General features: G+C 73.0%; 19 protein-coding genes and 2 tRNA genes. 13 read left to right on the forward strand and 8 right to left on the reverse strand.

Annotation, left to right across the window (positions count from 1 at the left end; translation table 11 throughout):
- The first annotated feature begins 36 nt into the window (after positions 1-36).
- The 4 genes from ABZ693_RS00410 to ABZ693_RS00425 all read left to right on the forward strand — a co-directional run bounded on the left by ABZ693_RS00410 (position 37) and on the right by ABZ693_RS00425 (position 5,626).
- Entirely contained in the window at positions 37-3,090 is a 3,054-nt protein-coding gene (locus ABZ693_RS00410; protein ID WP_359871696.1) for a UPF0182 family membrane protein, read from the forward strand.
- A 72-nt stretch (positions 3,091-3,162) separates the two neighbouring features.
- Positions 3,163-3,236: transfer RNA gene (locus tag ABZ693_RS00415), tRNA-Met, on the forward strand.
- A gap of 204 nt (positions 3,237-3,440) precedes the next feature.
- Positions 3,441-5,489, forward strand: coding sequence for an SEL1-like repeat protein (locus tag ABZ693_RS00420; protein WP_359871697.1), 2,049 nt, complete (start codon positions 3,441-3,443; stop codon positions 5,487-5,489).
- Positions 5,490-5,552: 63 nt separating this feature from the next.
- Positions 5,553-5,626: transfer RNA gene (locus tag ABZ693_RS00425), tRNA-Met, on the forward strand.
- Between the two features lie 154 nt (positions 5,627-5,780).
- On the opposite strand, the gene ABZ693_RS00430 is transcribed toward ABZ693_RS00425, so the two are convergent.
- The 3 genes from ABZ693_RS00430 to hisN form a co-directional block, all read right to left on the reverse strand.
- Positions 5,781-6,206, reverse strand: coding sequence for a Fur family transcriptional regulator (locus ABZ693_RS00430; protein WP_359871699.1), 426 nt, complete (start codon positions 6,204-6,206; stop codon positions 5,781-5,783).
- Between the two features lie 193 nt (positions 6,207-6,399).
- On the reverse strand, positions 6,400-6,786 hold the full coding sequence (locus tag ABZ693_RS00435) for a CBS domain-containing protein (RefSeq protein WP_359871702.1): 387 nt from the start codon (positions 6,784-6,786) through the stop codon (positions 6,400-6,402).
- 239 nt (positions 6,787-7,025) lie between these two features.
- Entirely contained in the window at positions 7,026-7,835 is an 810-nt protein-coding gene (gene hisN / locus ABZ693_RS00440; RefSeq protein ID WP_359871704.1) for a histidinol-phosphatase, read from the reverse strand.
- A gap of 130 nt (positions 7,836-7,965) precedes the next feature.
- Here hisN and ABZ693_RS00445 point away from each other — a divergent pair, with 130 nt between their 5' ends.
- The gene (locus ABZ693_RS00445; protein ID WP_359871706.1) at positions 7,966-8,634 is read left to right on the forward strand and encodes a TetR/AcrR family transcriptional regulator; all 669 of its coding nucleotides are present in this window, start codon (positions 7,966-7,968) and stop codon (positions 8,632-8,634) included.
- On the opposite strand, the gene ABZ693_RS00450 is transcribed toward ABZ693_RS00445, so the two are convergent.
- The 4 genes from ABZ693_RS00450 to ABZ693_RS00465 form a co-directional block, all read right to left on the reverse strand.
- Positions 8,526-8,849: a DMT family transporter gene (locus ABZ693_RS00450; RefSeq protein WP_359871708.1), complete on the reverse strand. Its 324-nt coding sequence runs from the start codon at positions 8,847-8,849 to the stop codon at positions 8,526-8,528. The genes ABZ693_RS00445 and ABZ693_RS00450 overlap by 109 nt on opposite strands.
- A gap of 178 nt (positions 8,850-9,027) precedes the next feature.
- Entirely contained in the window at positions 9,028-10,038 is a 1,011-nt protein-coding gene (rsgA, locus tag ABZ693_RS00455) for a ribosome small subunit-dependent GTPase A (RefSeq protein ID WP_359871710.1), read from the reverse strand.
- Between the two features lie 3 nt (positions 10,039-10,041).
- Positions 10,042-11,370: a 3-phosphoshikimate 1-carboxyvinyltransferase gene (gene aroA, locus ABZ693_RS00460; protein WP_359871712.1), complete on the reverse strand. Its 1,329-nt coding sequence runs from the start codon at positions 11,368-11,370 to the stop codon at positions 10,042-10,044.
- Between the two features lie 88 nt (positions 11,371-11,458).
- Positions 11,459-12,157 (reverse strand): M50 family metallopeptidase, encoded by a 699-nt coding sequence (locus ABZ693_RS00465; RefSeq protein WP_359871714.1) that lies wholly within the window; start codon positions 12,155-12,157, stop codon positions 11,459-11,461.
- Positions 12,158-12,207: 50 nt separating this feature from the next.
- Between ABZ693_RS00465 and ABZ693_RS00470 the strand changes: the two genes are divergently transcribed.
- From ABZ693_RS00470 to def, 8 genes are all read left to right on the forward strand, one after another.
- Entirely contained in the window at positions 12,208-13,029 is an 822-nt protein-coding gene (locus tag ABZ693_RS00470) for an SOS response-associated peptidase (RefSeq protein ID WP_359871716.1), read from the forward strand.
- A gap of 136 nt (positions 13,030-13,165) precedes the next feature.
- Positions 13,166-13,852, forward strand: coding sequence for an alpha/beta hydrolase family protein (locus tag ABZ693_RS00475; RefSeq protein WP_435842307.1), 687 nt, complete (start codon positions 13,166-13,168; stop codon positions 13,850-13,852).
- Between the two features lie 244 nt (positions 13,853-14,096).
- Positions 14,097-14,753, forward strand: a complete 657-nt coding sequence (locus tag ABZ693_RS00480; protein ID WP_359872114.1) for a sigma-70 family RNA polymerase sigma factor — start codon at positions 14,097-14,099, stop codon at positions 14,751-14,753.
- Entirely contained in the window at positions 14,750-15,067 is a 318-nt protein-coding gene (gene rsrA / locus ABZ693_RS00485) for a mycothiol system anti-sigma-R factor (RefSeq protein ID WP_359871718.1), read from the forward strand. Before ABZ693_RS00480 ends, rsrA begins: the two co-directional genes overlap by 4 nt.
- 278 nt (positions 15,068-15,345) lie before the next feature.
- Entirely contained in the window at positions 15,346-16,752 is a 1,407-nt protein-coding gene (locus ABZ693_RS00490) for an HD-GYP domain-containing protein (protein ID WP_359871719.1), read from the forward strand.
- Positions 16,749-18,230, forward strand: coding sequence for an HD domain-containing protein (locus tag ABZ693_RS00495; protein ID WP_435842308.1), 1,482 nt, complete (start codon positions 16,749-16,751; stop codon positions 18,228-18,230). Before ABZ693_RS00490 ends, ABZ693_RS00495 begins: the two co-directional genes overlap by 4 nt.
- Before the next feature lie 79 nt (positions 18,231-18,309).
- Positions 18,310-19,290: a tetratricopeptide repeat protein gene (locus ABZ693_RS00500; protein WP_359871721.1), complete on the forward strand. Its 981-nt coding sequence runs from the start codon at positions 18,310-18,312 to the stop codon at positions 19,288-19,290.
- A 108-nt stretch (positions 19,291-19,398) separates the two neighbouring features.
- Complete coding sequence (gene def / locus ABZ693_RS00505; RefSeq protein WP_381670277.1) at positions 19,399-20,019, forward strand: peptide deformylase; 621 nt, start codon at positions 19,399-19,401, stop codon at positions 20,017-20,019.
- Here def and ABZ693_RS00510 read toward each other — a convergent pair.
- The gene (locus tag ABZ693_RS00510; RefSeq protein WP_359871724.1) at positions 19,995-20,405 is read right to left on the reverse strand and encodes a ribosomal maturation YjgA family protein; all 411 of its coding nucleotides are present in this window, start codon (positions 20,403-20,405) and stop codon (positions 19,995-19,997) included. The two genes, def and ABZ693_RS00510, sit on opposite strands and share 25 nt — an antisense overlap.
- Positions 20,406-20,453 lie beyond the last annotated feature (48 nt).

Below are 20,453 nucleotides of genomic sequence, written 5' to 3' on the forward strand. Positions count from 1 at the left end.
CGCATCAACTTCAAGGGGCGTACGTTGGCTTTCCAGATGCCGGACCGCGGAGGCGGCAGAGGCGGCAGGGGTCCGTCGGGGCCGTCCGGACCGAGGATGAGGGTCGGCCGGCCGTCCCGGCGCGCCCGTACGCTCCTGATGACCCTGGGCGTCCTGGCCGTGCTTTTCATGGTCTTCGTGATGTTCGCGGGATTCTGGACGGACTGGCTCTGGTTCCGTTCCGTCCATTACTCGTCGGTGTTCACCACCACCCTGTGGACCAAGATCGGCCTTTTCCTGGTCTTCGGCCTGCTCATGGCCGTCGCCGTCGGCTTCAACATCTGGCTGGCGTACCGGCTGCGGCCGCCGCTGAGCGCGATGTCGCAGGAACAGCAGAGCCTCGACCGGTACCGGATGGGGATCGCGCCGTTCCGGAAGTGGCTGCTGCTCGCCGTCACCGCGGTGATCGGCCTGATCGCCGGAGCCTCCGCCTCCGGTCAGTGGCGCACCTGGCTGATGTGGGTGAACGGGGTCTCGTTCGGCGAGAAGGACCCCCAGTTCAAGCTGGACGTGTCGTTCTACGCGTTCGATCTGCCCTGGTACCGCTTCCTGCTGGCCTTCGGCTTCGGCGCCACGGTGCTGTCGCTGATCGCCGCGGCCCTCACGCACTACCTGTACGGCGGGCTGCGCGTCACCAGCCCGGGCGCCCGCGCGACCGGCGCCGCGACCGGCCACCTGTCGGTGCTGCTCGGCGTCTTCGTCACGCTGAAGGCCGTCGCGTACTGGCTCGACCGGTACGGCCTCGCGGTGAAGTCCAGTGACTTCAAGGCGGCCGGCAACTGGACCGGCCTGCGCTACGTGGACGCCAACGCCTATCTCCCGGCGAAGACGATCCTCTTCTGCATCGCGGTCATCTGCGCCCTGCTGTTCTTCGCGACGCTGTGGCGGCGCACCTGGCAGCTGCCGGTGATCGGCTTCGGCCTGATGGTGCTCTCGGCGATCCTGATCGGCGGCCTCTACCCGGCCATCGTGCAGAAGTTCCAGGTCCAGCCGAACGAGCAGGCCAAGGAAGCGCCGTACATCAAGAAGAACATCGACGCGACCCGCCGGGCCTACGACATCGCCTCCACCAAGCCGGAGGAGTACTCGGGCAAGTCCACGGTCAAGGCCAAGGACCAGCTGCGCACGGACGCCGACGCGGCGGCCGCGTACCGGCTGATCGACCCGAACATCGTCTCGCCGACGTTCCAGCAGCTGGAGCAGAAGCGGAAGTACTACCAGTTCCCGCTGACCCTGGACGTCGACCGGTACGACGGCAAGGACACCGTCGTCGGCCTGCGCGAGCTCAACATCAAGGGCATCCCGAAGCGGAACTGGATCAACGACCACTTCACCTACACGCACGGGTACGGCGCCATCATGGCGACCGGCACCCAGACCGACGCCAACGGCTCCCCGGTCTTCACCGAGCAGGGGCTGCCGACGAGCGGGATGCTCCCGACGTACGAGCAGCGCGTCTACTACGGCGAGAAGACCGACCAGTACTCCATCGTCGGCGGGCCCCAGAAGGAGCTCGACTACGACGGCAAGGGCGAGCGGACCACCAGCTACAAGGGCAACAGCGGCGTCAGCCTCTCCAGCACCTTCAACCGGGCGGCGTACGCGGTCGCGTTCAGCGAGCCGCAGATCCTCTACTCCGGCGCCATCGGCGACGGCTCGCGGATCCTGTACAACCGCACGCCCAAGGAGCGCGTCGAGGCCGTCGCGCCGTGGCTGACCATCGACGGCGACGCCTACCCGGCGGTCATCGACGGCCGCATCCAGTGGATCGTCGACGCGTACACCACCACCAACGGCTACCCGTACGCCTCCCGGACGACGCTCGGCGAGACCACCGCCGACGCGCTCACGGTCGGCAACCAGCAGCGCGCGGTGATGGCCCAGCAGAACCAGGTCAACTACATCCGCAACTCGGTGAAGGCCACCGTCGACGCGTACGACGGCACGGTGACCCTCTACCAGTGGGACACCAAGGACCCGGTCCTCAAGACCTGGATGAAGGCGTTCCCCGACACGGTCAAGCCGCGTGACGCGATCAAGCCGGAGCTCCTGGAGCACCTGCGCTACCCGCAGGACATGTTCAAGGTCCAGCGCGAGCTGCTCACCCGCTACCACGTCGAGGACGCGGAGCGCTTCTACAGCGGCTCCGACGCCTGGCAGGTGCAGGACGACCCGACCGACAAGGCCGGCACCGCCGTCCCGCCGTACTACCTGAGCATGAAGATGCCCGGGGAGCAGGACCAGCGGTTCTCGCTGACGACGACCTTCACGCCGAACGGCCGCCCGAACCTGGGCGCGTTCATGGCGGTCGACGCCGACGCCACCAGCACGGACTACGGCCGGATAAGACTGCTGACGGTCACGGAGGACGTGCCCGGCCCCCAGCAGGTGCAGAACAAGCTCAACGGTCTGCCGGCGGTGGCCAACTTCGTCCGTGACATGAAGGGCGCCGACTCCGACATCCAGTACGGCAACCTGCTCACGGTCCCGCTGGACGGCGGCTTCCTGTACGTGGAGCCGGTGTACGCGCAGGGCCGCAACGCGCACTACCCGCTGATGAAGAAGGTCGCGGTGTCGTACGTGGACGCGGACCAGCCCAAGGGCGGCACCACGAAGGACGTCACGGTCTTCGAGGACAACCTCGCCGCGGCGCTCGACTCGGTGTTCGGTACGGAGGGGGTCACCCCGCCGCCGACGACGCAGCCGCCGGGCACCACCACCCCGCCCAAGGCGACCACCAACGACGCCAAGCTCAAGCAGGCCATCGCGGACGCCCAGAAGGCGTACGAGGACGCCGAGGCCGCGCTCCGCAAGCCCGACTGGGACGCGTACGGCAAGGCCCAGGCGGCCCTGCAGGACGCGCTCCAGCGCGCGGCCGACGCGGGAGCGCAGCTGAAGAGCGACGCGGGCGCCGGCGGTCAGAAGGCGGACGCCCCGAAGGCGGACGCTCCGAAGGACGCCCCGAAGGATCCGAAGAAGGCGAACGAGGCCGTGCCGAGCACGCCTTCGCCGGACCCGTCGGCCGACCCGTCCGCGAAGGCGGGCGACTGACCGGCGGCCGACCGTCGCCGGCCGACCGCCGGCCAGGCTCCGTCCCGCGTCGTGATACTGTTTGTTCACCGACGCGGGGTGGAGCAGCTCGGTAGCTCGCTGGGCTCATAACCCAGAGGTCGCAGGTTCAAATCCTGTCCCCGCTACTGAAGTCGAGGGCCCGAATCCATTTGGATTCGGGCCCTCGGTGCGTTCCCGGACAGGTCGCGTCCCCCAAAAGGCGGTACGAGAGAGGCGAGTTGGTGCCAAACGTGTTTCACTTGTCTCTCTGTGGGCATGTCGACAAAACGCTGAAGTGACCTCACGGGCTGCGGTATACCAGGTGTACGCGGGTTGCGGGTGGTGCGACGATGGTTTTTATGGGGGACAGGGCAACTCTGTTGGAGACAGGGCGGTTTGTGCAGCGGCGTGCCGATAACGCCGCAGACGAGATCATCGAGGCCGCGGGGGCCGTCGATGCGGACGCCGGCAGCACCACCGCCGCAGACCAGGTGACCGACCACGAGACCGAGGCCGAGACCGAGGCCCGGCACCGGCTTGCCGCGGAGAAGGGCGACGCGGCCGCCATGAGCGTCCTCGGCGCGATGCTGCTGCGCCGAGGGGACCTGGAGGGGGCCGAGCCGTTCCTGCGGACCGCCACCACCCAGGGCGACCGGGCCGCCGCCAACAACCTGGGTGTGCTGCTGCACCAGCGCGGCTACCCGGACGAGGCCGCGGCCTGGTGGCGGGTCGCCGCCGTCGCGGGCTCCGCACCGGCCGCGCACGCCCTCGGCCGGCACCACCGCGAGCGCGGCGACGAGCCCGCCGCCGAGTACTGGCTGCGCCAGTCCGCCGAGCAGGGCCACGCCCTCGGCGCGTACGCGCTCGCCGAACTCCTGCAGCACCGCAGCGACGTGGGCGCCGAGCGCTGGCTGCGCGCCGCCGCCGAGCAGGGCCACCGCGAGGCCGCCTTCCGCCTCGCCCTCGTGCTGGAGCGCCGGGCGACGGAGCAGATCGGCGGCCCGCACGCGTACGGCTCCGGGAACGAGCCCGTCGGCACCGGGACCCGGCTGCGGACGACCGTCACCCCCGGCGGTGAAACCGGTGCGACGTTCGCGCCCCGTACGAGCGAAGCCGGCGCGCTCGCGATGGCCATGGCGATGCCGGCGACCGGGACCGTGGCCGCGGCCCGGCGGCGCGGGCTCGCGACCGGGCTCGCCGAGGCCGAGGCGTGGTTCCGGCAGGCCGCCGCGCGCGGCCACCGCAAGGCCGCCCTGCACCTCGGCGCGATCCTCGAGAAGCGCGGCGAGCTGAAGGAGGCCGGCCGCTGGTACCTGATGTCCGCCAAGGACGGCGAGTCCAAGGCCGCCTGCGCGCTCGGCTTCCTGCTGCGCGACGCGGGCGACGAGGAGAGCGCCGCCGTGTGGTGGCTGCGGGCCGCCCAGGACGGTGACGGCAACGCCGCCAACGCGCTCGGCGCGCTGCACGCCGCCCGCGGCGAACAGCAGACCGCCGAGCGCTGGTACCGCGCGGCCATGGACGCGGGCGACGTGAACGGCGCGTACAACCTCGGGCTGCTCTGCGCCGCCCAGGAGCGCGTCACGCAGGCCGAGCAGTGGTACCGCCGCGCCGCCTACGCGGGGCACCGCGAGGCCGCCAACGCGCTCGCCGTCCTGCTGCTCCAGGCCGGCGACGCGAACGGCGCCGAGCCCTGGTTCTCCAAGGCCGCCGAGGCCGGCAGCGTCGACGCCGCCTTCAACCTCGGCATCCTCTACGCCGGCCGCGACGACGACCGCAACGCGCTCACCTGGTACGAGCGCGCGGCCGCCGCCGGGCACACCGAGGCCGCGCTCCAGGTCGGCATCGCCTGCCTGCGCGACGGTGACGAGCGGGGCGCCGAGCGGCATCTGCGGTGCGCGGCGGGCGGCGGCAGCGCCGAGGCGGCGTACCGGCTCGCCACGGTCCTCGACGCGCGCCGCCCGGCCCCCGGCCCGGTGGTGCTCGGCGCCCCGCGTGCCGAGAAGTCCGAGTGCGAGGAGTGGTACGAGCGGGCCGCCGGACAGGGCCACCGCCGCGCCCAGGTACGGGTCGGCATGCTCGCCGCCGACCGGGGCGACATCGCGGAGGCGGCCCGCTGGTACCGGGAGGCGGCCGAGGCCGGCTCCCGCAACGGCGCCTTCAACCTGGGGCTGCTGCTGGCCCGCGAGGGCGGTGAGCGGGAGGCCGCCTTGTGGTGGACCCGCGCCGCCCACGCCGGCCACGGCCGCGCCGCGCTCCGGCTCGCCCTGCTCGCCGCCCGGCGCGGCGAGCTGACCGAGGGCCGCCGCTGGTGCGACCGCGCGGTGGAGCTGGGTCCGTCCGAGGTGGCGGAGCGCGCGGCCCGGCTGAGCGAGGCGCTGCACCAGGAACTCACCGCGTAATGCAGGTCACCCCGTATCGGATTTGCTCTGCCCCGAGCGGTCCCGTAAGGTTGTGTTCACCGACGCGGGGTGGAGCAGCTCGGTAGCTCGCTGGGCTCATAACCCAGAGGTCGCAGGTTCAAATCCTGTCCCCGCTACTCAGTAGCCGAAGGCCCGGATCGTGCAGACGATCCGGGCCTTCGCCGTTGTCCGGGCCTGCGTGGACAAGGCATATGCGGACGAGAAAGGCCCCCGCCGTGTCGGCGGGGGCCTTCGTTCATGTCTTGTCGGTACGTCGTCCGGGGTGCGGGATCAGGCGGCGGCCGAGGTGGCGCAGCTCGGGCAGATGCCGCGGTAGGTGACCTCGGCGCCGGAGACCATGAAGCCGAAGCGCTCCGAGTCGGGCAGGGCGGCCAGCGGGTCGCCCGCCGGGTGCACGTCGCGGATCGCGCCGCAGTGGGCGCAGACCAGGTGCTGGTGGGGGCGGTGCGCGTTCGGGTCGTACCGCTTGGCGCGGCCGTCCGTGGCGACCTCGATCACCTCACCGAGCGTGACCATCTCGCCCAGCGTGTTGTAGACGGTCGCCCGGGAGATCTCGGGGAGCCGCTCCACCGCGCGCGAGTGGACCTCGTCGGCGGTCAGGTGCACGTGGTCTCCGTCGAGCACCTCGGCCACGACGCGACGCTGCGCGGTCATCCGCCATCCGCGGCCGCGCAGTCGTTCCAGCAGGTCACTCATGAGGGTCAGCCTAACAGTCGAGCGAGACCTGCCCTGAATCGGTGTGATTTTGGATACAAGTTCGACTTGGACTCGGTCCAGAAGCGCGCGTCGGGCGGTGGATGGCGTCCCGCGTTCGGGTGGCCGATGGGACCTTACGAGGTTGACGCCCTGTGCCCGCACCCCGGGGAGGCGTGCGGGTGCAGGGCGTCGGTCAGGCGGCCAGCCGGGCCGGGACCCAGCAGCGGATGATGTCGCGGACGGAGACGATGCCGACCGGCCCGTGGCCGTCGAGCACCACGAGGTGGCGGAAGTTGCCGCGGGTCATCGTCTCCGCGGCCTCCTCCAGGGTCCAGGTCGGCGCCGCGAAGACGACGTCCCGGGTGGTGTGCGCGTCGGCGGTCTCCAGGTCGGGATCGCGGCCGATGGCGATGGCGTCGAGGATGTCGCGCTCGGTCAGGATGCCGAAGCCGCCCGAGTCGCCGTCCTGGACGACGGCCGAGCCGACGCGGCGCGCCGACATCAGACGGGCCGCCTGGCGGAGAGTGTGGGCCGGGCCGATGGTGAGGATCGCGGTACTCATGGCGTCGCGGACGAACATGGAGGGAACCACCCCCGATTCGAGGCTTTCGGGAACCCGTTCACAAGTTCACAAGTGAAGGGAGCCTCAGAGTCGCACCAGGCGAGAGGGCCGACAAGGGGGCGCGCGAAGCACCCCGGGAGCACTCGGGGGGCGGCTGCCCCGGGGAGTCGGGGACCGGCCCGGGGCGAGGGAGCCGGAAGGGCGCCCCGGGCCTGAAGGGTCGTACGACAGGCCCGGAGCCGGCCGGCCTCGAAAAATCAGTCCTCGGCCGGGCGCTGGTTGAGGTAGCTGAGCAGCTCGCCGTGGAGCAGGCCGTTGGACGCCGCCGCGTTTCCGCTGTGCGGGCCGTGCCGGCCGTCGAGTCCGGTGAAGGTGCCGCCGGCCTCCTGGACGACGATCGCCGTGGCCGCCATGTCCCACAGCGACAGTTCGGGCTCCGCGCACAGGTCCACCGCGCCTTCGGCGACCATCATGTACGGCCAGAAGTCGCCGTACGCGCGCGTACGCCAGCAGGCGCGCGTGAGGTCGAGGAAGCCGTCGAGCCGGCCGCGCTCCTCCCAGCCGCTGAGGCTGGAGTACGCGAACGAGGCGTCCTCCAGGCGTTCCACCTGCGACACCTTGATCCGGGACGCCGAGGCCAGGCTGCGGCCGGTGTACGCGCCGAGGCCCTTCGCCGCCCACCAGCGGCGGCCGAGCGCGGGCGCGGACACCACGCCCACCACCGGCTGGAAGCCGGTCTCCCCGGCCTCCATCAGCGCGATCAGGGTCGCCCAGACCGGCACCCCGCGCACGTAGTTCTTGGTGCCGTCGATGGGGTCGATCACCCAGCGGCGCGGGCCCGAGCCCTCGACCCCGTACTCCTCGCCCAGGACCGCGTCCCGCGGCCGGGCGCGCTGCAGCTGCCCCCGGATCAGCTCCTCGGCGGCCTTGTCGGCCTCGCTCACCGGGGTCATGTCGGGCTTCGTCTCGACCTTGAGGTCGAGTGCCTGGAACCGGTCCATCGTGGCCGCGTCCGCGGCATCCGCGAGGACATGGGCCAGACGCAGATCGTCGTGGTAATCGGCCATGCGGGAACTCTATCCCCCGAAGAGCCCCCCCTCTGGCCGGGGACCTTGACAGCGCGTGGCCGGCTGCCGACGCTGAGCGGTGGATCCGTACGTTCCGGGGGACGGTTCACGAGACGTTCCGGAGGCGTTCATGCCGACTGCCCGTGAGGCCCTGCTCGTCGCCGCGCTCGGCGCGCTCGTGCACCGGCCCTGGTCCGCCGTGCGGATGGCCGACGTCGCGCGGGACGCGCGGGTGTCCCGGCAGACCCTCTACAACGAGTTCGGCAGCAAGGAAGGGCTGGCGAGGGCGCTGGCCCGGCGGGAGGCCGACGCGTATCTGCAGGGTGTCCGGCGGCTGCTCGCCGTACCCGCCCCGCCCGCGCGCAATCTGGCGGCCGTCGCCGAGTGGACGGTCGTGCGCGCCGCCGAGCGTCCGTTGCTGCGGGCCCTGCTCACCGATGCCTGGAGCGACCGGCTGCCCCGCCCCCGGCCGGTCCGGGCCGGCGCCCGGACCGCGCCCGTCCCCGCCCAGCGGCGGGCCGACGAGGGGCCGCCGGCGCCCGGCGAACTGGTCGCGGCGGTCGCGGCGGCGGCGGGGGAGCGGTGGGCGGGGGGCTGCGAGATCGCGGTACGGCTGGCGCTCAGCCATGTCGTGGCTCCGGCCGTGCCGTGGAGCCGGGCGGGCGCCGGGGGCGCGGCGGGCCGGGACGGTCAGCGCGCGGAGCCGGAGAGCTGGAGTCCGACCACGCCCACGATCACCAGCGTGATCGAGACGATCTTGAGCGTGGAGACCACGTCGCCGAGGAAGACCATGCCGTAGATCGCGGTCCCGGCGGCCCCGATCCCGGTCCACACGGCATAGGCCGGACCGACATCGAGCCGGCGCAGCGCCAGGGTCAGCAGGCCGAAGCTGCCGAGCGCGAAGGCCGCGAACGCGATCGTCGGCCACAGGCGGGTGAAGCCGTGCGAGAGCTTCAGGCAGACCGCGAAGCCCGTCTCCAGGAGTCCGGCGACCACCACCAGCAGCCACGCCATCGTCAGTGCCTCCCACGCCTCGGTGACCGCATCGCCACTCGAATCAGGTGGCTCACACAGCTCACTCGACTCACTTGGTGCGATTATGCACTTACCAGCGGTGGCAGCCCGCAAACGTGCGCGATTGCGCCACCACAACGGCCGGACAAGGCCCCCGGAACGCGCCGGGGGAGGGGGATCAGTCGCCCTCGTGGCGTTCCCGGGTGGCGAGCAGCCGCCGCAGCGAGAACAGCCGCGCCGGATCCGCGTGCCCGTCGGCGACCCAGGCGTCCAGCGCGCAGTCCGGCTCGTCGTGGCTGCACGCGCGCGGGCACTCCTCGGTGCCGGGCTCCAGGTCGGGGAAGGCGTGGATGACCCGGGACGGGTCGACGTGCGCGAGCCCGAAGGACCGGACGCCCGGGGTGTCGACCACCCAGCCTTCGGCCTTGTCCAGCGGCAGCGCGAGCGCCGACGTCGTGGTGTGCCGGCCGCGGCCGGTCACCGCGTTCACATGGCCGGTGATCCGCCGCCGCTCCTCCGGGACCAGCGCGTTCACCAGCGTCGTCTTGCCCACGCCCGAGTGGCCCACGAACGCGGTGACCCGGCCGTCCAGGTACGTGCGCACCCGGTCCGCCGCCTCGCCGTCGTACAGCTCGTCGCGGTTGACGACCACGTAGGGGATGTCCAGGGCCCCGTACAGCTCCAGGAGCTCCGACGGCGGCGCCAGGTCCGACTTCGTCAGCACCAGGAAGGGTTCGAGCCCGCCGTCGTAAGCCGCCACCAGACAGCGGTCGATCAGCCGCGGGCGCGGCTCGGGGTCCGCCAGGGCGGTCACGATCGCCAGCTGGTCGGCGTTGGCGACGACCACGCGCTCGTACGGATCGTCGTCGTCGGCCGTCCGGCGCAGCACCGAGCTGCGCTCGCCGATGCGCACGATCCGCGCCAGGGTGTCCTTCTCGCCGGACAGATCGCCGACCAGGGAGACCCGGTCGCCCACCACGGCGGCCTTGCGGCCCAGTTCACGGGCCTTCATGGCGAGGATGATCCGGTCGTCGACCAGACAGGTCAGCCGGCCGCGGTCGACGGTGAGGACCAGGCCCTCGACGGCGTCCTCGTGCTTCGGGCGGATGTTCGTACGGGGGCGGCTGCCCTTGCGGTTGGGCCGCTGGCGGATGTCGTCCGCGTCGGTGTGCTTGCCGTAACGCCGCATGGCTCAGACTCCGAGCATTTCGGTCCACATCCTGGGGAAGTCGGGCAAGGTCTTCTCGGTCGTCTTCACGTTCTCGATCTCCACGTCCTTCACGGCCAGGCCGAGCAGCGCGCCCGCGGTCGCCATCCGGTGGTCGTGGTACGTGTGGAAGATCCCGCCGCGCAGCGGGCGCGGGCGGATGCGCAGGCCGTCCTCGGTCTCGGTGACGTCGCCGCCGAGGCCGTTGATCTCCCGGGTGAGCGCCGCCAGCCGGTCCGTCTCGTGCAGCCGCAGATGGGCCACGCCGCGCAGGGTCGACGGGGAGTCGGCGAGCGCGGCGACGGCCGCGATGCCGGGCGTCAGCTCGCCGACCTCGCCGAGGTCGACGTCGACGCCGTGGATCCGGCCGGTGCCGGTGAAGGTCAGCCCGGCCTCGGTCAGCTCGCAGGAGCCACCCATCGCGGTGAAGATCTCCCGCAGCGCGTCACCGGGCTGCGTGGTGTGGGCCGGCCAGTCCGGCACGGTGACCCGGCCGCCGGTGACCAGCGCCGCCGCGAGGAACGGCTGGGCGTTCGACAGGTCCGGCTCCACCACCAGATCGCGGCCGCGCAGCGCGGACGGGGCGACCCGCCACACGTCGGGCTCCCCGCCGTGCTCCGGCTCGTCGACCCGGGCGCCGGCCGCCCGCAGCATGTCCACCGTCATCCGGATGTGCGGCATCGACGGCAGCCGGCCGCCGACGTGCCGTACCTCCACGCCCTGGTTGAAGCGCGCGCCCGACAGCAGCAGCGCGCTGACGAACTGCGACGACGAGGAGGCGTCGATCTCCACGACCCCGCCGTCCAGGCCGCCGGAACCGTGCACGGTCATCGGCAGCGCGCCGCGCCCGTCGTCCTCGATCCGGGCGCCCAGCGCGCGCAGCGCGTCGATGACCCCGTGCAGCGGGCGCTCGTGCGAGCGCGGGTCGCCGTCGAAACGGACCGGGCCGTCGGCGAGCGCCGCGACCGGTGGCAGGAAGCGCATGACCGTACCCGCGTTGCCGACGTCCACGGTCGCCGGGCCGCGCAGCCCGGCCGGGATGATCCGCCACGCCTCGCCGGTGCCGTCCGGGCCCACGCCCTCCTCGATCCTCACACCGAGCGTGCGCAGCGCCTCCGCCATCAGCAGGGTGTCGCGCGAGCGCAGCGGGCGGCGCACCCAGCCCGGCTCGGCGGCCAGGGCGGCGAGCACGAGGGCCCGGTTGGTGACCGACTTCGACCCGGGCACGGTGACGGTGGCGTCGACGGCGCCGCCCGCGTACGGGGCGGGCCACAGGCCGGTGAGCGGATCGGTGGACGCGGAACTTTCGGTCATGCCCTCACTCTACGGGGGCACCGCTCACCGGCGGCACGCCGAGCGCCACGGTCCGTGCCCGCCCGGCGGCCGACCGTGACGGGTCCCGCTACCACCCGAGCAGCCACCGCCCGCCGCCGATCAGGCAGCAGAGCGAGACCGCGTGGAAGAAGAGCAGCCACAGCGTCGGCGGCACATGGGTGAGCCGCCCGAGCTGGTCGGCGTCGGAGTCGCCGCCGCCCTCGCGCCGCCGCTGCGACTGGAGCTCGAAGGCCGGCCGGACCCCGCCGAGCAGCAGGAACCAGACCACCGCGTACGCGAAGACGGACTGCACGTCCGGGCCGGTCAGCCAGGACACCAGGAGGAACAGGCCGCCGGTGAGCAGCACGGTGAGGATCCCGTACGCGTTGCGCACCATCACGAGCAGCGCGAGCAGCAGGGCCGTGGCCACCCACAGCAGCAGGGTGACGTGGTGCGCGCCGAGCAGCGCGGCGCCGCCGAGGCCGAGCAGCGGGGCGGCGGGGTAGCCGGCGGCGGCCGTGAGGATCATGCCGAGGCCGGTGGGCCGGCCGCGCGAGACGGTGAGCCCGCTGGTGTCCGAGTGCAGCCGGATCGACTGCAGACGGCGGCCGGTCACCAGGGCTGTCAGGCCGTGGCCGCCCTCGTGCGCGATGGTGATCGCGTTGCGGGACAGCCGCCATATCGGGCGGGGCAGGACGACGGCGAGGGCCGCGACCGCCGTGGCGATCACGATCCACTGCTCGGGCGCGGGCTGGGTGCCGAGGAGGGACGGCAGGCGATCGGTCATCTCAGGAGAAGGCTCTCGGTGGAAGGCGGGACCGTGGCAGTGTGGCACTCATGTGCGGACGGTATGCGGCGAGCAGACGCCCCGAGGACCTGGTGGGCACCTTCGGGGTCGAGAAGTGGGACCCCGAGGAGACCCTGGCCCCCGACTGGAACGTGGCCCCCACCAAGGAGGTGTACGCGGTCCTGGAACGTCCTCTCAAGGGCGAGGACGCGGAGTCGCGGCGGCCGGTTCGGCAGATGCGGGTGCTGAAGTGGGGGCTCGTGCCGTCCTGGGCGAAGAGCCCCGAGGGCGCGGCCCGGCTGATCAACGCGCGCGCGGAGACCGTGCACGAGAAGCCCTCCTTCAAGCGGGCCTTCGCCACCCGCCGCTGCATCCTGCCCGCCGACGGGTATTACGAGTGGGTGACCGGCGCCGGCGAGCGCGAGCTGGAGGTCGAGGGCAAGCGCAAGCGGCCCCGGAAGCAGCCGTACTTCGTGACCCCGGCCGACGGCTCCGTCTTCGCGATGGCCGGACTGTACGAGTTCTGGCGGGACCGGACGCTGCCCGACGACCACCCGGCGGCCTGGTGGGTGACCTGCTCCGTGGTCACCACGGAGGCGGAGACCGGACCGCTCGCCGTCGCCCCGGCCGAGGGGCCGGGCTCGCTCGCGGAGATCCACCCCCGGATGCCGCTGATGCTGACCCCGGACCGCTGGGACGCCTGGCTGGACCCGGCGTGCACCGAACCGGAGGAGGTCCGGGCGCTGCTCGCGGCCCCGCCGGAGGGGCTGATGCGGGCCTTCCCGGTCGGGACTGCGGTCAGCAACGTCCGCAACAACGGGCCGGAGCTGCTGAAGGAGCTGTCCGGCCCGGAGGTGGGCACGCTGTTCTGACGGCTGTTCCGATGGCTGTTCCGAGGGCTGGTCTGTCCTGTGACGGCCGGCCTGTCAGACGACGGACCAGCCGTCATATGACAGGCCGACGGTGTGCTTCCGGCCGCGTCCCGCCCGGTCGCGGCAGGATGAGCGGGTGATCGAGACCGACGACAAGACCGGGAGCGGGCCGACGCGCGCATCCGCCCCGGCACCCCGTACCGAGACCGTGCCGACCGATGCCGGGGACGCCCGGATCACCTGGATCGACGCGAAGAAGCCGTGGACCGTGCTCGCCGTGAGCCACGGCGCCGGCGGCGGCATCGAGGCCCGCGACCTTCAGGCGCTCGCCGCCGCGCTGCCCGCCGAGGGCGTGACCGTGGCGCTGGTCGAGCAGCCCTGGCGGGTGGCCGGCAAGAAGGTGGCGCCCGCCCCGAAGACCCTGGACACCGGCTGGCGCGGACTGTGGCCCGCGCTCGCCGCGTCCGGCCTGCCGGTGATCGCCGGCGGGCGCAGCGCCGGGGCCCGGGTCGCCTGCCGTACCGGCGCCGAGCTGGGGGCGAGCGCCGTCCTCGCGCTGAGCTTCCCGCTGCATCCGCCGGGCAAGCCGGAGAAGTCCCGAGGTGACGAACTTCTCGGAGCCGGTCTCCCGGCTCTCGTGGTGCAGGGCGGCAACGACCCGTTCGGCAAGCCCGCCGAGTTCCCCGAGGGCCCGTACACGCTCGCCGAGGTGCCGTACGGCGATCACGGCTTCGCCGTTCCGAAGCGCGCTCCGCTCGGTCAGGAGGAGGCCCTGGAGACGCTCGTCGGCGCCGTCTCGGGCTGGATCGCCGCCTTGCGGTGACCCGGGAATGCCGGGGGCGGGCGGGCTGTTGTGACGGACATCGGTGTGTGAGAGCGAAAAGCAAGAGGGAGACCGTCGTATGGGTTCGACCATCTGCCGCGAGCGCCCGCAGGCCACGGATCTCGACTGGACCGTGCTGCCCGCGGTGCGTCCCGCCCCTGTTCGGGCGGCGCGCGATGTGGATCCTCGTCTATCCTCCGAAGCGAGCGGGTCCGCGTTCGGATCCGCCGAGGCGCTGGAGGAGGTGGGTCCGGTCACTGGGACCGACACAGGGACGGACGACGGCCCCGAGGAGACGACCGCGGAGCGCAACGCGCGCTTCGAGCGGGACGCGCTCGAGTACCTCGACCAGATGTACTCGGCCGCGCTGCGCATGACGCGCAACGCGGCGGACGCGGAGGACCTGGTCCAGGAGACCTACGCGAAGGCGTACGGCTCCTTCCACCAGTTCCGTGAGGGCACCAACCTCAAGGCGTGGCTCTACCGCATCCTCACGAACACCTTCATCAACTCCTACCGGAAGAAGCAGCGCGAGCCCCAGCGCTCCGCCGCCGAGGAGATCGAGGACTGGCAGCTCGCCCGCGCCGAGTCGCACATGTCGACCGGACTGCGGTCCGCCGAGTCGCAGGCCCTCGACCACCTTCCGGACTCCGACGTCAAGTCCGCGCTCCAGGCGATTCCCGAGGAATTCCGCATCGCGGTCTACCTCGCCGATGTCGAGGGCTTTGCGTACAAGGAGATCGCCGACATCATGGGGACACCCATCGGTACGGTGATGTCCCGACTGCACCGGGGCCGCCGCCAGCTGCGCGGCATGCTCGAGGACTACGCGCGCGATCGCGGGCTGGTACCCGCGGGCGCCGGAGAGTCGTCGCACGATCTGAAAGGTTCGGCCTCATGAGCTGCGGAGAGCCGCACGAGACGGACTGTTCGGAGATCCTCGACCATCTCTACGAGTTCCTCGACCACGAGATGCCGGACAACGACTGCACCAAGTTCGAGGTGCACTTCGAGGAATGCTCTCCCTGCCTGGAGAAGTACGGGCTGGAGCAGGCCGTGAAGAAGCTGGTCAAGCGCTGCTGCGGCAGTGACGACGTACCGGTGGACCTGCGCGCCAAGGTCATGGGCCGGATCGAGCTGATCCGCTCCGGGCACCAGGTGCCCGAGGCGGACGTCGCCACCGCGGCGGCCGAGCCGACCCCGCAGGAGCACTGAGCGCCGGCCCCGATCGCGGGGTCCCGGGCGCCAAGCGAAAAGGGTTCTCCAACCCCTCGTAAGACAAGGGCATATGCCCACAAAACCGCAGGCCGGGTGAGCATCTCGCCCGGCCTGTCGCGTCCCTTTCCGCCCCTGTCACCCGATGGTGCGAATCGGCTCCGGCGCGCCACGACGCGCCACCCCCACTCGCTAGCGTGGCGGGGGTGATAGGCGAGAAGGTCGTTCCGCGCGGGAGGAGTGTTCCGCGCATCGCACGCGGATATGTCGGTGGGGCCGTGCTCGCCGCCGGCGCGGCCGTCCTGCCCGCGTTACGCCCCGGCTCGGTCACCCCCTGGACCACCGTGCTGCCGCTCGCCGCGCTCTACGCGGTGTGCGAGCTGCCCGCCCGCTGCACCTGGGGCCGCTGCGCGTCCGACGGCGGCGAGGCCCGCGGGCCCGCCTTCCCCGGCGCGGGCTCCTTCTTCCCGGTCCTGCTCGCCGCGGCCCTGCTGCTCCCGCCGTCCGCCGCCGCGCTCACCGCCGTGCCCGGCGCGCTGCTCGCCCCCGTCGACGCGCCGCCCGTCACCCTGCGCCGCGTCTGGCGGGCCGCCCGGCTCGTCCTCGCCGTCTGGGCCGCCGCCCGCGTCGGCCAGGTCCTGCCGTGCCACGACGCGGGCGGCCTCGGCAACAGCCTCGTCGTGCCCGACTTCCCGTACGTCCTGCTGCCCGCCGGCGCCACCGCGCTCGCGTTCTCCCTGGCCCTCACCGTCCTCGACGGCGGCATCCGTGCCACCGTCGACCAGCTCCCGCCGCACGCCGCCTGGCGCGGACTGCTCGGCCGGTCCCTCGCCCCGCACGCCGTGCACACCCTGGCGGGCCTGATGATGGCCGTGCTCTGGCGCAGCAGCTACGGGCCGGTCGCCGCGCTCTTCGTCCTCTTGCCGGTGTCCGTCTCCTGCTGGGCCTTCGCCCAGTACCACCGCGAACGGGCCGCCCACCAGGCCACCATCCGGGCCCTCGTCCAGGCCGTGGACATCAAGGACAGCTACACCCGAGGCCACAGCGAACGCGTCGGCCGCGCCTCCGTCCTCATCGCCGAGGAACTCGGCATGCCGGAGCCCCGCCTGGAGGTCGTCCGCTTCGCCGGCGTCCTCCACGACGTCGGCAAGCTCGGCGTGCCGACCCGGGTCCTCAGCAAGGACGGACCGCTCACCCCCGAGGAGCGCCGGATCATCGAACTGCACCCCGAGTACGGCCACGAGATGGTCCGCGGCATCGGCTTCCTCGGCGAGGCCCGCAGCGCGATCCTGCACCACCACGAGCACCTGGACGGCTCCGGCTATCCGTACGGCCTCAAGGGCGAGCAGATCCCCGAGTACGCGCGCGTGGTCGCCGTCGCCGACGCCTTCGACGCCATGACCTCCACCCGCTCCTACAGCCGCGCCCGCCCGGTCGAGGCGGCCGTCGCCGAGCTGGAGCGGTGCGCCGGCACCCAGTTCGACCCCCGCATGGTCGCCGCGCTCGTCCGCGCCCTCGCCCGGCACGGCTGGCAGACCGAGGTGACGGCCGACGAGACCGCCGTCCCGGCCCCGCGCCCCCCGGCCCCGTCCCTTTCCGACCCCGTTGCCGAACCCGTATCCGGCCCCTCGTCCGAACCCGGTGATCCGGTGCCCGGCGCCGCGCCCCTCCAGGAGCGGACGTGAGGCCCCGCACCGGCCGCCTGATCGTCGCCGCCGTCCACACCGGCGCCGTGCTGCTCACCCTCGGCGGCCTGAGCAGCACCCTGTGGCACGGCGTCGACGACCCCGCCACCGCCCTCGCCTTCGCCGTCCTCATCGGCCTCGGCGAACTCACCCGCCGCGCCGGTACGGCCCCCGCGGCCCTGCCCGTCCTCGCCGAGCCCCGCGAACGCGACCCCGCCCCGACGACCGCCGCCGGCTCCCTCGCGTACGCCATGCTCGGCGAGAACGCCGGACACCCCACCCACCACGGCGTCCTCCAGACCGCCGCCGTCGTCGGCGTGGCCGCCGTCCTCGGCGCCCTGCCGCACGTCCTGCGCGGCCGAGGCCCCGAACTCGACCACCTGGCCCGGGGCCTCCTCAGCGTCGGCTTCGCGGCCTTCTGCTTCCAGCCGTTCGCCGTCGAGAGCCCGCTCGCGGCCCGGCTCGGCCAGGGGCCCTCGTACGCCCTCGTGCTGATCCTCCTGCTGCTGCTCACCGCGCTGTGCGACGCCGTCCTCGCCGCCGCGCTGCGCCGGGCCCGTGCCGTCCCGCGCGGCGCCTTCCGGGGCACCGGCGGCCCCCCGGTCCCCGCCGTCCCCTTCGCCCCGCTGTTCCGTGACGAACTGCGCGGACTGGTCGGCATCGGTTCCGCGGTCTGCGCCACCGGCGCGGTCATGGCGCTCGGCGTGGCCGCCGTCGGCCTGTGGGCGCTGCCCGTCTTCGCCGTACCGCTGCTGCTCGCGCAGGTCTCCTTCCGCAGGTACGCGGCGGTGCGCACCACCAACCGCGAGACCATCGCCTCGCTCGCCCGCGCCACCGAGGTCGCCGGCTGCACCCGCCCCGGCCACGCCCACCGGGTCGCCGCGCTCGGCCGGGCCGTGGGCCGGGAGCTGGGCCTGGCCGGCACCGAGCTGACGGTGCTCGCCTACGCGGCGCTCATGCACGACATCGGACAGCTCTCACTCGTCGACCCGGTGCCCGGCGGCGCCACCGCTCCGCTGCCCGCCGCCGAACAGCGCCGGATCGCGCTGCTCGGCGGGGCCGTGGTCCGGCAGACCGGTGTCCCGCCCGCGGTCGCCGTCGTCGTCGAGCGGCAGGCCGACCCGTACGAGGAGCAGCCGCTCGCGGCCCGGATCGTCCGGGCCGTCAACGCGTACGACGAGCTGGCCGCCGACGACGGCGGGACCGCCGCCTTGGAGCGGCTGCGGCGCGGCACCGCCCGCGACTACCACCCCGACGTGGTCGAGGCGCTGGCCCGGGTCCTCGCCCGCGGTGGCCCCGCGACCGTGCCGGCGGGCCCGGCCCCGGGCCCCGCGACCGCCGCCGGGCCCGCCGGTCCGGCGATTCCCGAGCCCGCCGGAACCCCCGCGACCCCCGTGACCACCGGGGAGACAAGTGGGGGGACACCCTCCGCGACCGCCGGTGCGCGCGGGGGCGTCGCCCCCGTCCCACCGGGGTAACCCACGGGTAATGAGCGCGCGTCCGACCGGGCATGGTTGGATGCGAACAAGAGGGTGTAGCGACCGGCAGGCGGGAATCGTGAGGATCTTCGGGAAGGTACGGCATCGGCCCTCCGCCTCGTGGCGGCAGGCCACCGACCGCGCGTTCACGCTGATCGGCGACGGCCGGTACGAGGACGCGGGCGCGCTGCTGACGCGTGCGGCGGACCTGGAGCCCTGGCTCTCCGAGTCCTGGTTCAACCTGGCCCTGCTGCACAAGTTCCGGCACGACTGGGAGCAGGCCCGCACCGCGGGGCTGCGCGCCGTCGCGCTGCTCGACAAGGAGTCCGGCGCCCCGGACTGGTGGAACGTGGGCATCGCCGCGACCGCCCTGCAGGACTGGCCGCTGGCCCGCCGCGCCTGGCAGGCGTACGGCCTCAAGGTCCCCGGCGCCTCCGCCGGCACCGGCGAACCGGCCGGCATGGAGCTGGGCAGCGCGGCCGTGCGGCTCTCCCCGGAGGGCGAGGCCGAGGTCGTCTGGGGACGCCGGCTCGACCCGGCCCGCATCGAGGTGCTGTCCATCCCGCTGCCGTCGTCCGGGCGGCGCTGGGGCGAGGTCGTGCTGCACGACGGCGTGCCCAACGGCGAGCGCACCACCACCGCGGGCCCCGCCTACCCGGTCTTCGACGAGATCGAGCTGTGGGCCCCCTCACCCGTCCCCACCTGGGTGGTCCTCCTGGAGGCCGCCACCGAGGCCGACCGGGACGCCCTGGAGCAGCTGGCCGCCGACGCCGGCTTCGCCGCCGAGGACTGGTCGTCCTCCGTGCGGCTGCTGTGCCGCGCCTGCTCCGAGTCGACGATGCCCAGCGCCGAGGGCGAGGGCGAGCACCTGGACCCGCACGACCACAGCGAGCCGGGCCACCCCGGACCGCTCGGCCACCGCTCGCCCGGCGAGCTGTGGGTCCCCGAGCGCGAGTGCGGGATCGCCGCCCCGCCGAGCCTGGTCCGCGGACTGCTGGACGGCTGGGTCGCGGACAGCCCCGACAGCCGGGAATGGCGTGATCTGGAAGAAGTCTGCTGACCGCTCCCCGTAGGCTGTACCCCGCATCTACAACGGGATGTACCGGTTCGAGGAAGAGGGCGTACGGCCAAGATGTCGCAGCACGGCACTGAGCAGGAGCAGGGACCGATGGGCGTGTACGCCGTCGACGACGAGGGCTTCATCGTCGACACCGAGGACACCGACGCCCGCGAGGCCGCCCACCGCGAGCGGGGCACCTCGCGCCCCATCACCGTCGTCGGCAACCCCGTGCTGCACCGGGAGTGCAAGGACGTCACCGAGTTCGGCGACGAGCTGGCGACGCTGATCGACGACATGTTCACCAGCCAGCGCACCGCCGAGGGCGTCGGCCTCGCCGCCAACCAGATCGGCGTCGACCTCAAGGTCTTCGTCTACGACTGCATGGACGACGAGGGCGTCCGGCACGTCGGCCACATGATCAACCCGGTCCTCGTCGACCTGCCGGCCGACCGCCGGATCCTGGACGACTCCAACGAGGGCTGCCTCTCCGTCCCGACCGCGTACGCCTCGCTGGCCCGCCCGGACTACGCCGAGGTGACCGGCCAGGACCTGCACGGCAACCCCATCAAGGTGCGCGGCACGGGCTACTTCGCCCGCTGCCTCCAGCACGAGACGGACCACCTGTACGGCTTCCTGTACATCGACAAGCTCTCCAAGCGCGACCGCAAGGACGCCCTGCGGCAGATGGCCGAGGGCACCCCGCGCTACCCGGTCGTCCCCAACGACTGACCCGCGCTTCCTCGCGTCCGTACGGCGCGGTGGACGGCCCAGCCGACCGCCGCGCCGCACGTGTACCAGAACAGGTCCGGCGCGTTGAACGACGTACCGAGGACGAGGCGCGCGAGCGTGCTGCGCGCGGCCAGCTCCGCCGGGACGTCCGTCAGCTGGAAGAACTCGACGGCGCACGAGAAGCCGAGGGCGACGCCCGCCGCCGTGACCGGCCGCACCCGGGGCGCGATCAGCACCACCAGGGTCAGGATCAGCACCGTATAGAGCGCGTCCCCCGCGTACTTGGCGACGACGCCCGAGCCCGCGGCCCTGATCCCCAGACCGGCGGCGACAGTGAGCAGCGCGGCGGCGCACGCCAGCAGCCGCGTCCGTAAGAAGATCCCCATGGCGGGCACCCTACGTGGCGGAAGGGCCGCCCCGTCGCGGAGCGGCCC

Source organism: Streptomyces laurentii (genome assembly GCF_040635425.1).
GTDB lineage: Bacteria > Actinomycetota > Actinomycetes > Streptomycetales > Streptomycetaceae > Streptomyces > Streptomyces laurentii.

Excerpts from the sequence above, each read along its gene's own strand:
- rsgA (WP_359871710.1), bottom strand. The coding sequence starts at position 10,038 with ATGCGGCGTTACGGCAAGCACACCGACGCGGACGACATCCGCCAGCGG.
- ABZ693_RS00465 (WP_359871714.1), bottom strand. The coding sequence starts at position 12,157 with ATGACCGATCGCCTGCCGTCCCTCCTCGGCACCCAGCCCGCGCCCGAG.
- def (WP_381670277.1), top strand. The coding sequence starts at position 19,399 with ATGGGCGTGTACGCCGTCGACGACGAGGGCTTCATCGTCGACACCGAG.
- ABZ693_RS00410 (WP_359871696.1), top strand. The coding sequence starts at position 37 with ATGCCGGACCGCGGAGGCGGCAGAGGCGGCAGGGGTCCGTCGGGGCCG.
- ABZ693_RS00420 (WP_359871697.1), top strand. The coding sequence starts at position 3,441 with ATGGTTTTTATGGGGGACAGGGCAACTCTGTTGGAGACAGGGCGGTTT.
- aroA (WP_359871712.1), bottom strand. The coding sequence starts at position 11,370 with ATGACCGAAAGTTCCGCGTCCACCGATCCGCTCACCGGCCTGTGGCCC.
- ABZ693_RS00510 (WP_359871724.1), bottom strand. The coding sequence starts at position 20,405 with ATGGGGATCTTCTTACGGACGCGGCTGCTGGCGTGCGCCGCCGCGCTG.
- ABZ693_RS00470 (WP_359871716.1), top strand. The coding sequence starts at position 12,208 with ATGTGCGGACGGTATGCGGCGAGCAGACGCCCCGAGGACCTGGTGGGC.
- ABZ693_RS00430 (WP_359871699.1), bottom strand. The coding sequence starts at position 6,206 with ATGAGTGACCTGCTGGAACGACTGCGCGGCCGCGGATGGCGGATGACC.
- hisN (WP_359871704.1), bottom strand. The coding sequence starts at position 7,835 with ATGGCCGATTACCACGACGATCTGCGTCTGGCCCATGTCCTCGCGGAT.
- rsrA (WP_359871718.1), top strand. The coding sequence starts at position 14,750 with ATGAGCTGCGGAGAGCCGCACGAGACGGACTGTTCGGAGATCCTCGAC.
- ABZ693_RS00450 (WP_359871708.1), bottom strand. The coding sequence starts at position 8,849 with ATGGCGTGGCTGCTGGTGGTGGTCGCCGGACTCCTGGAGACGGGCTTC.
- ABZ693_RS00445 (WP_359871706.1), top strand. The coding sequence starts at position 7,966 with ATGCCGACTGCCCGTGAGGCCCTGCTCGTCGCCGCGCTCGGCGCGCTC.
- ABZ693_RS00435 (WP_359871702.1), bottom strand. The coding sequence starts at position 6,786 with ATGTTCGTCCGCGACGCCATGAGTACCGCGATCCTCACCATCGGCCCG.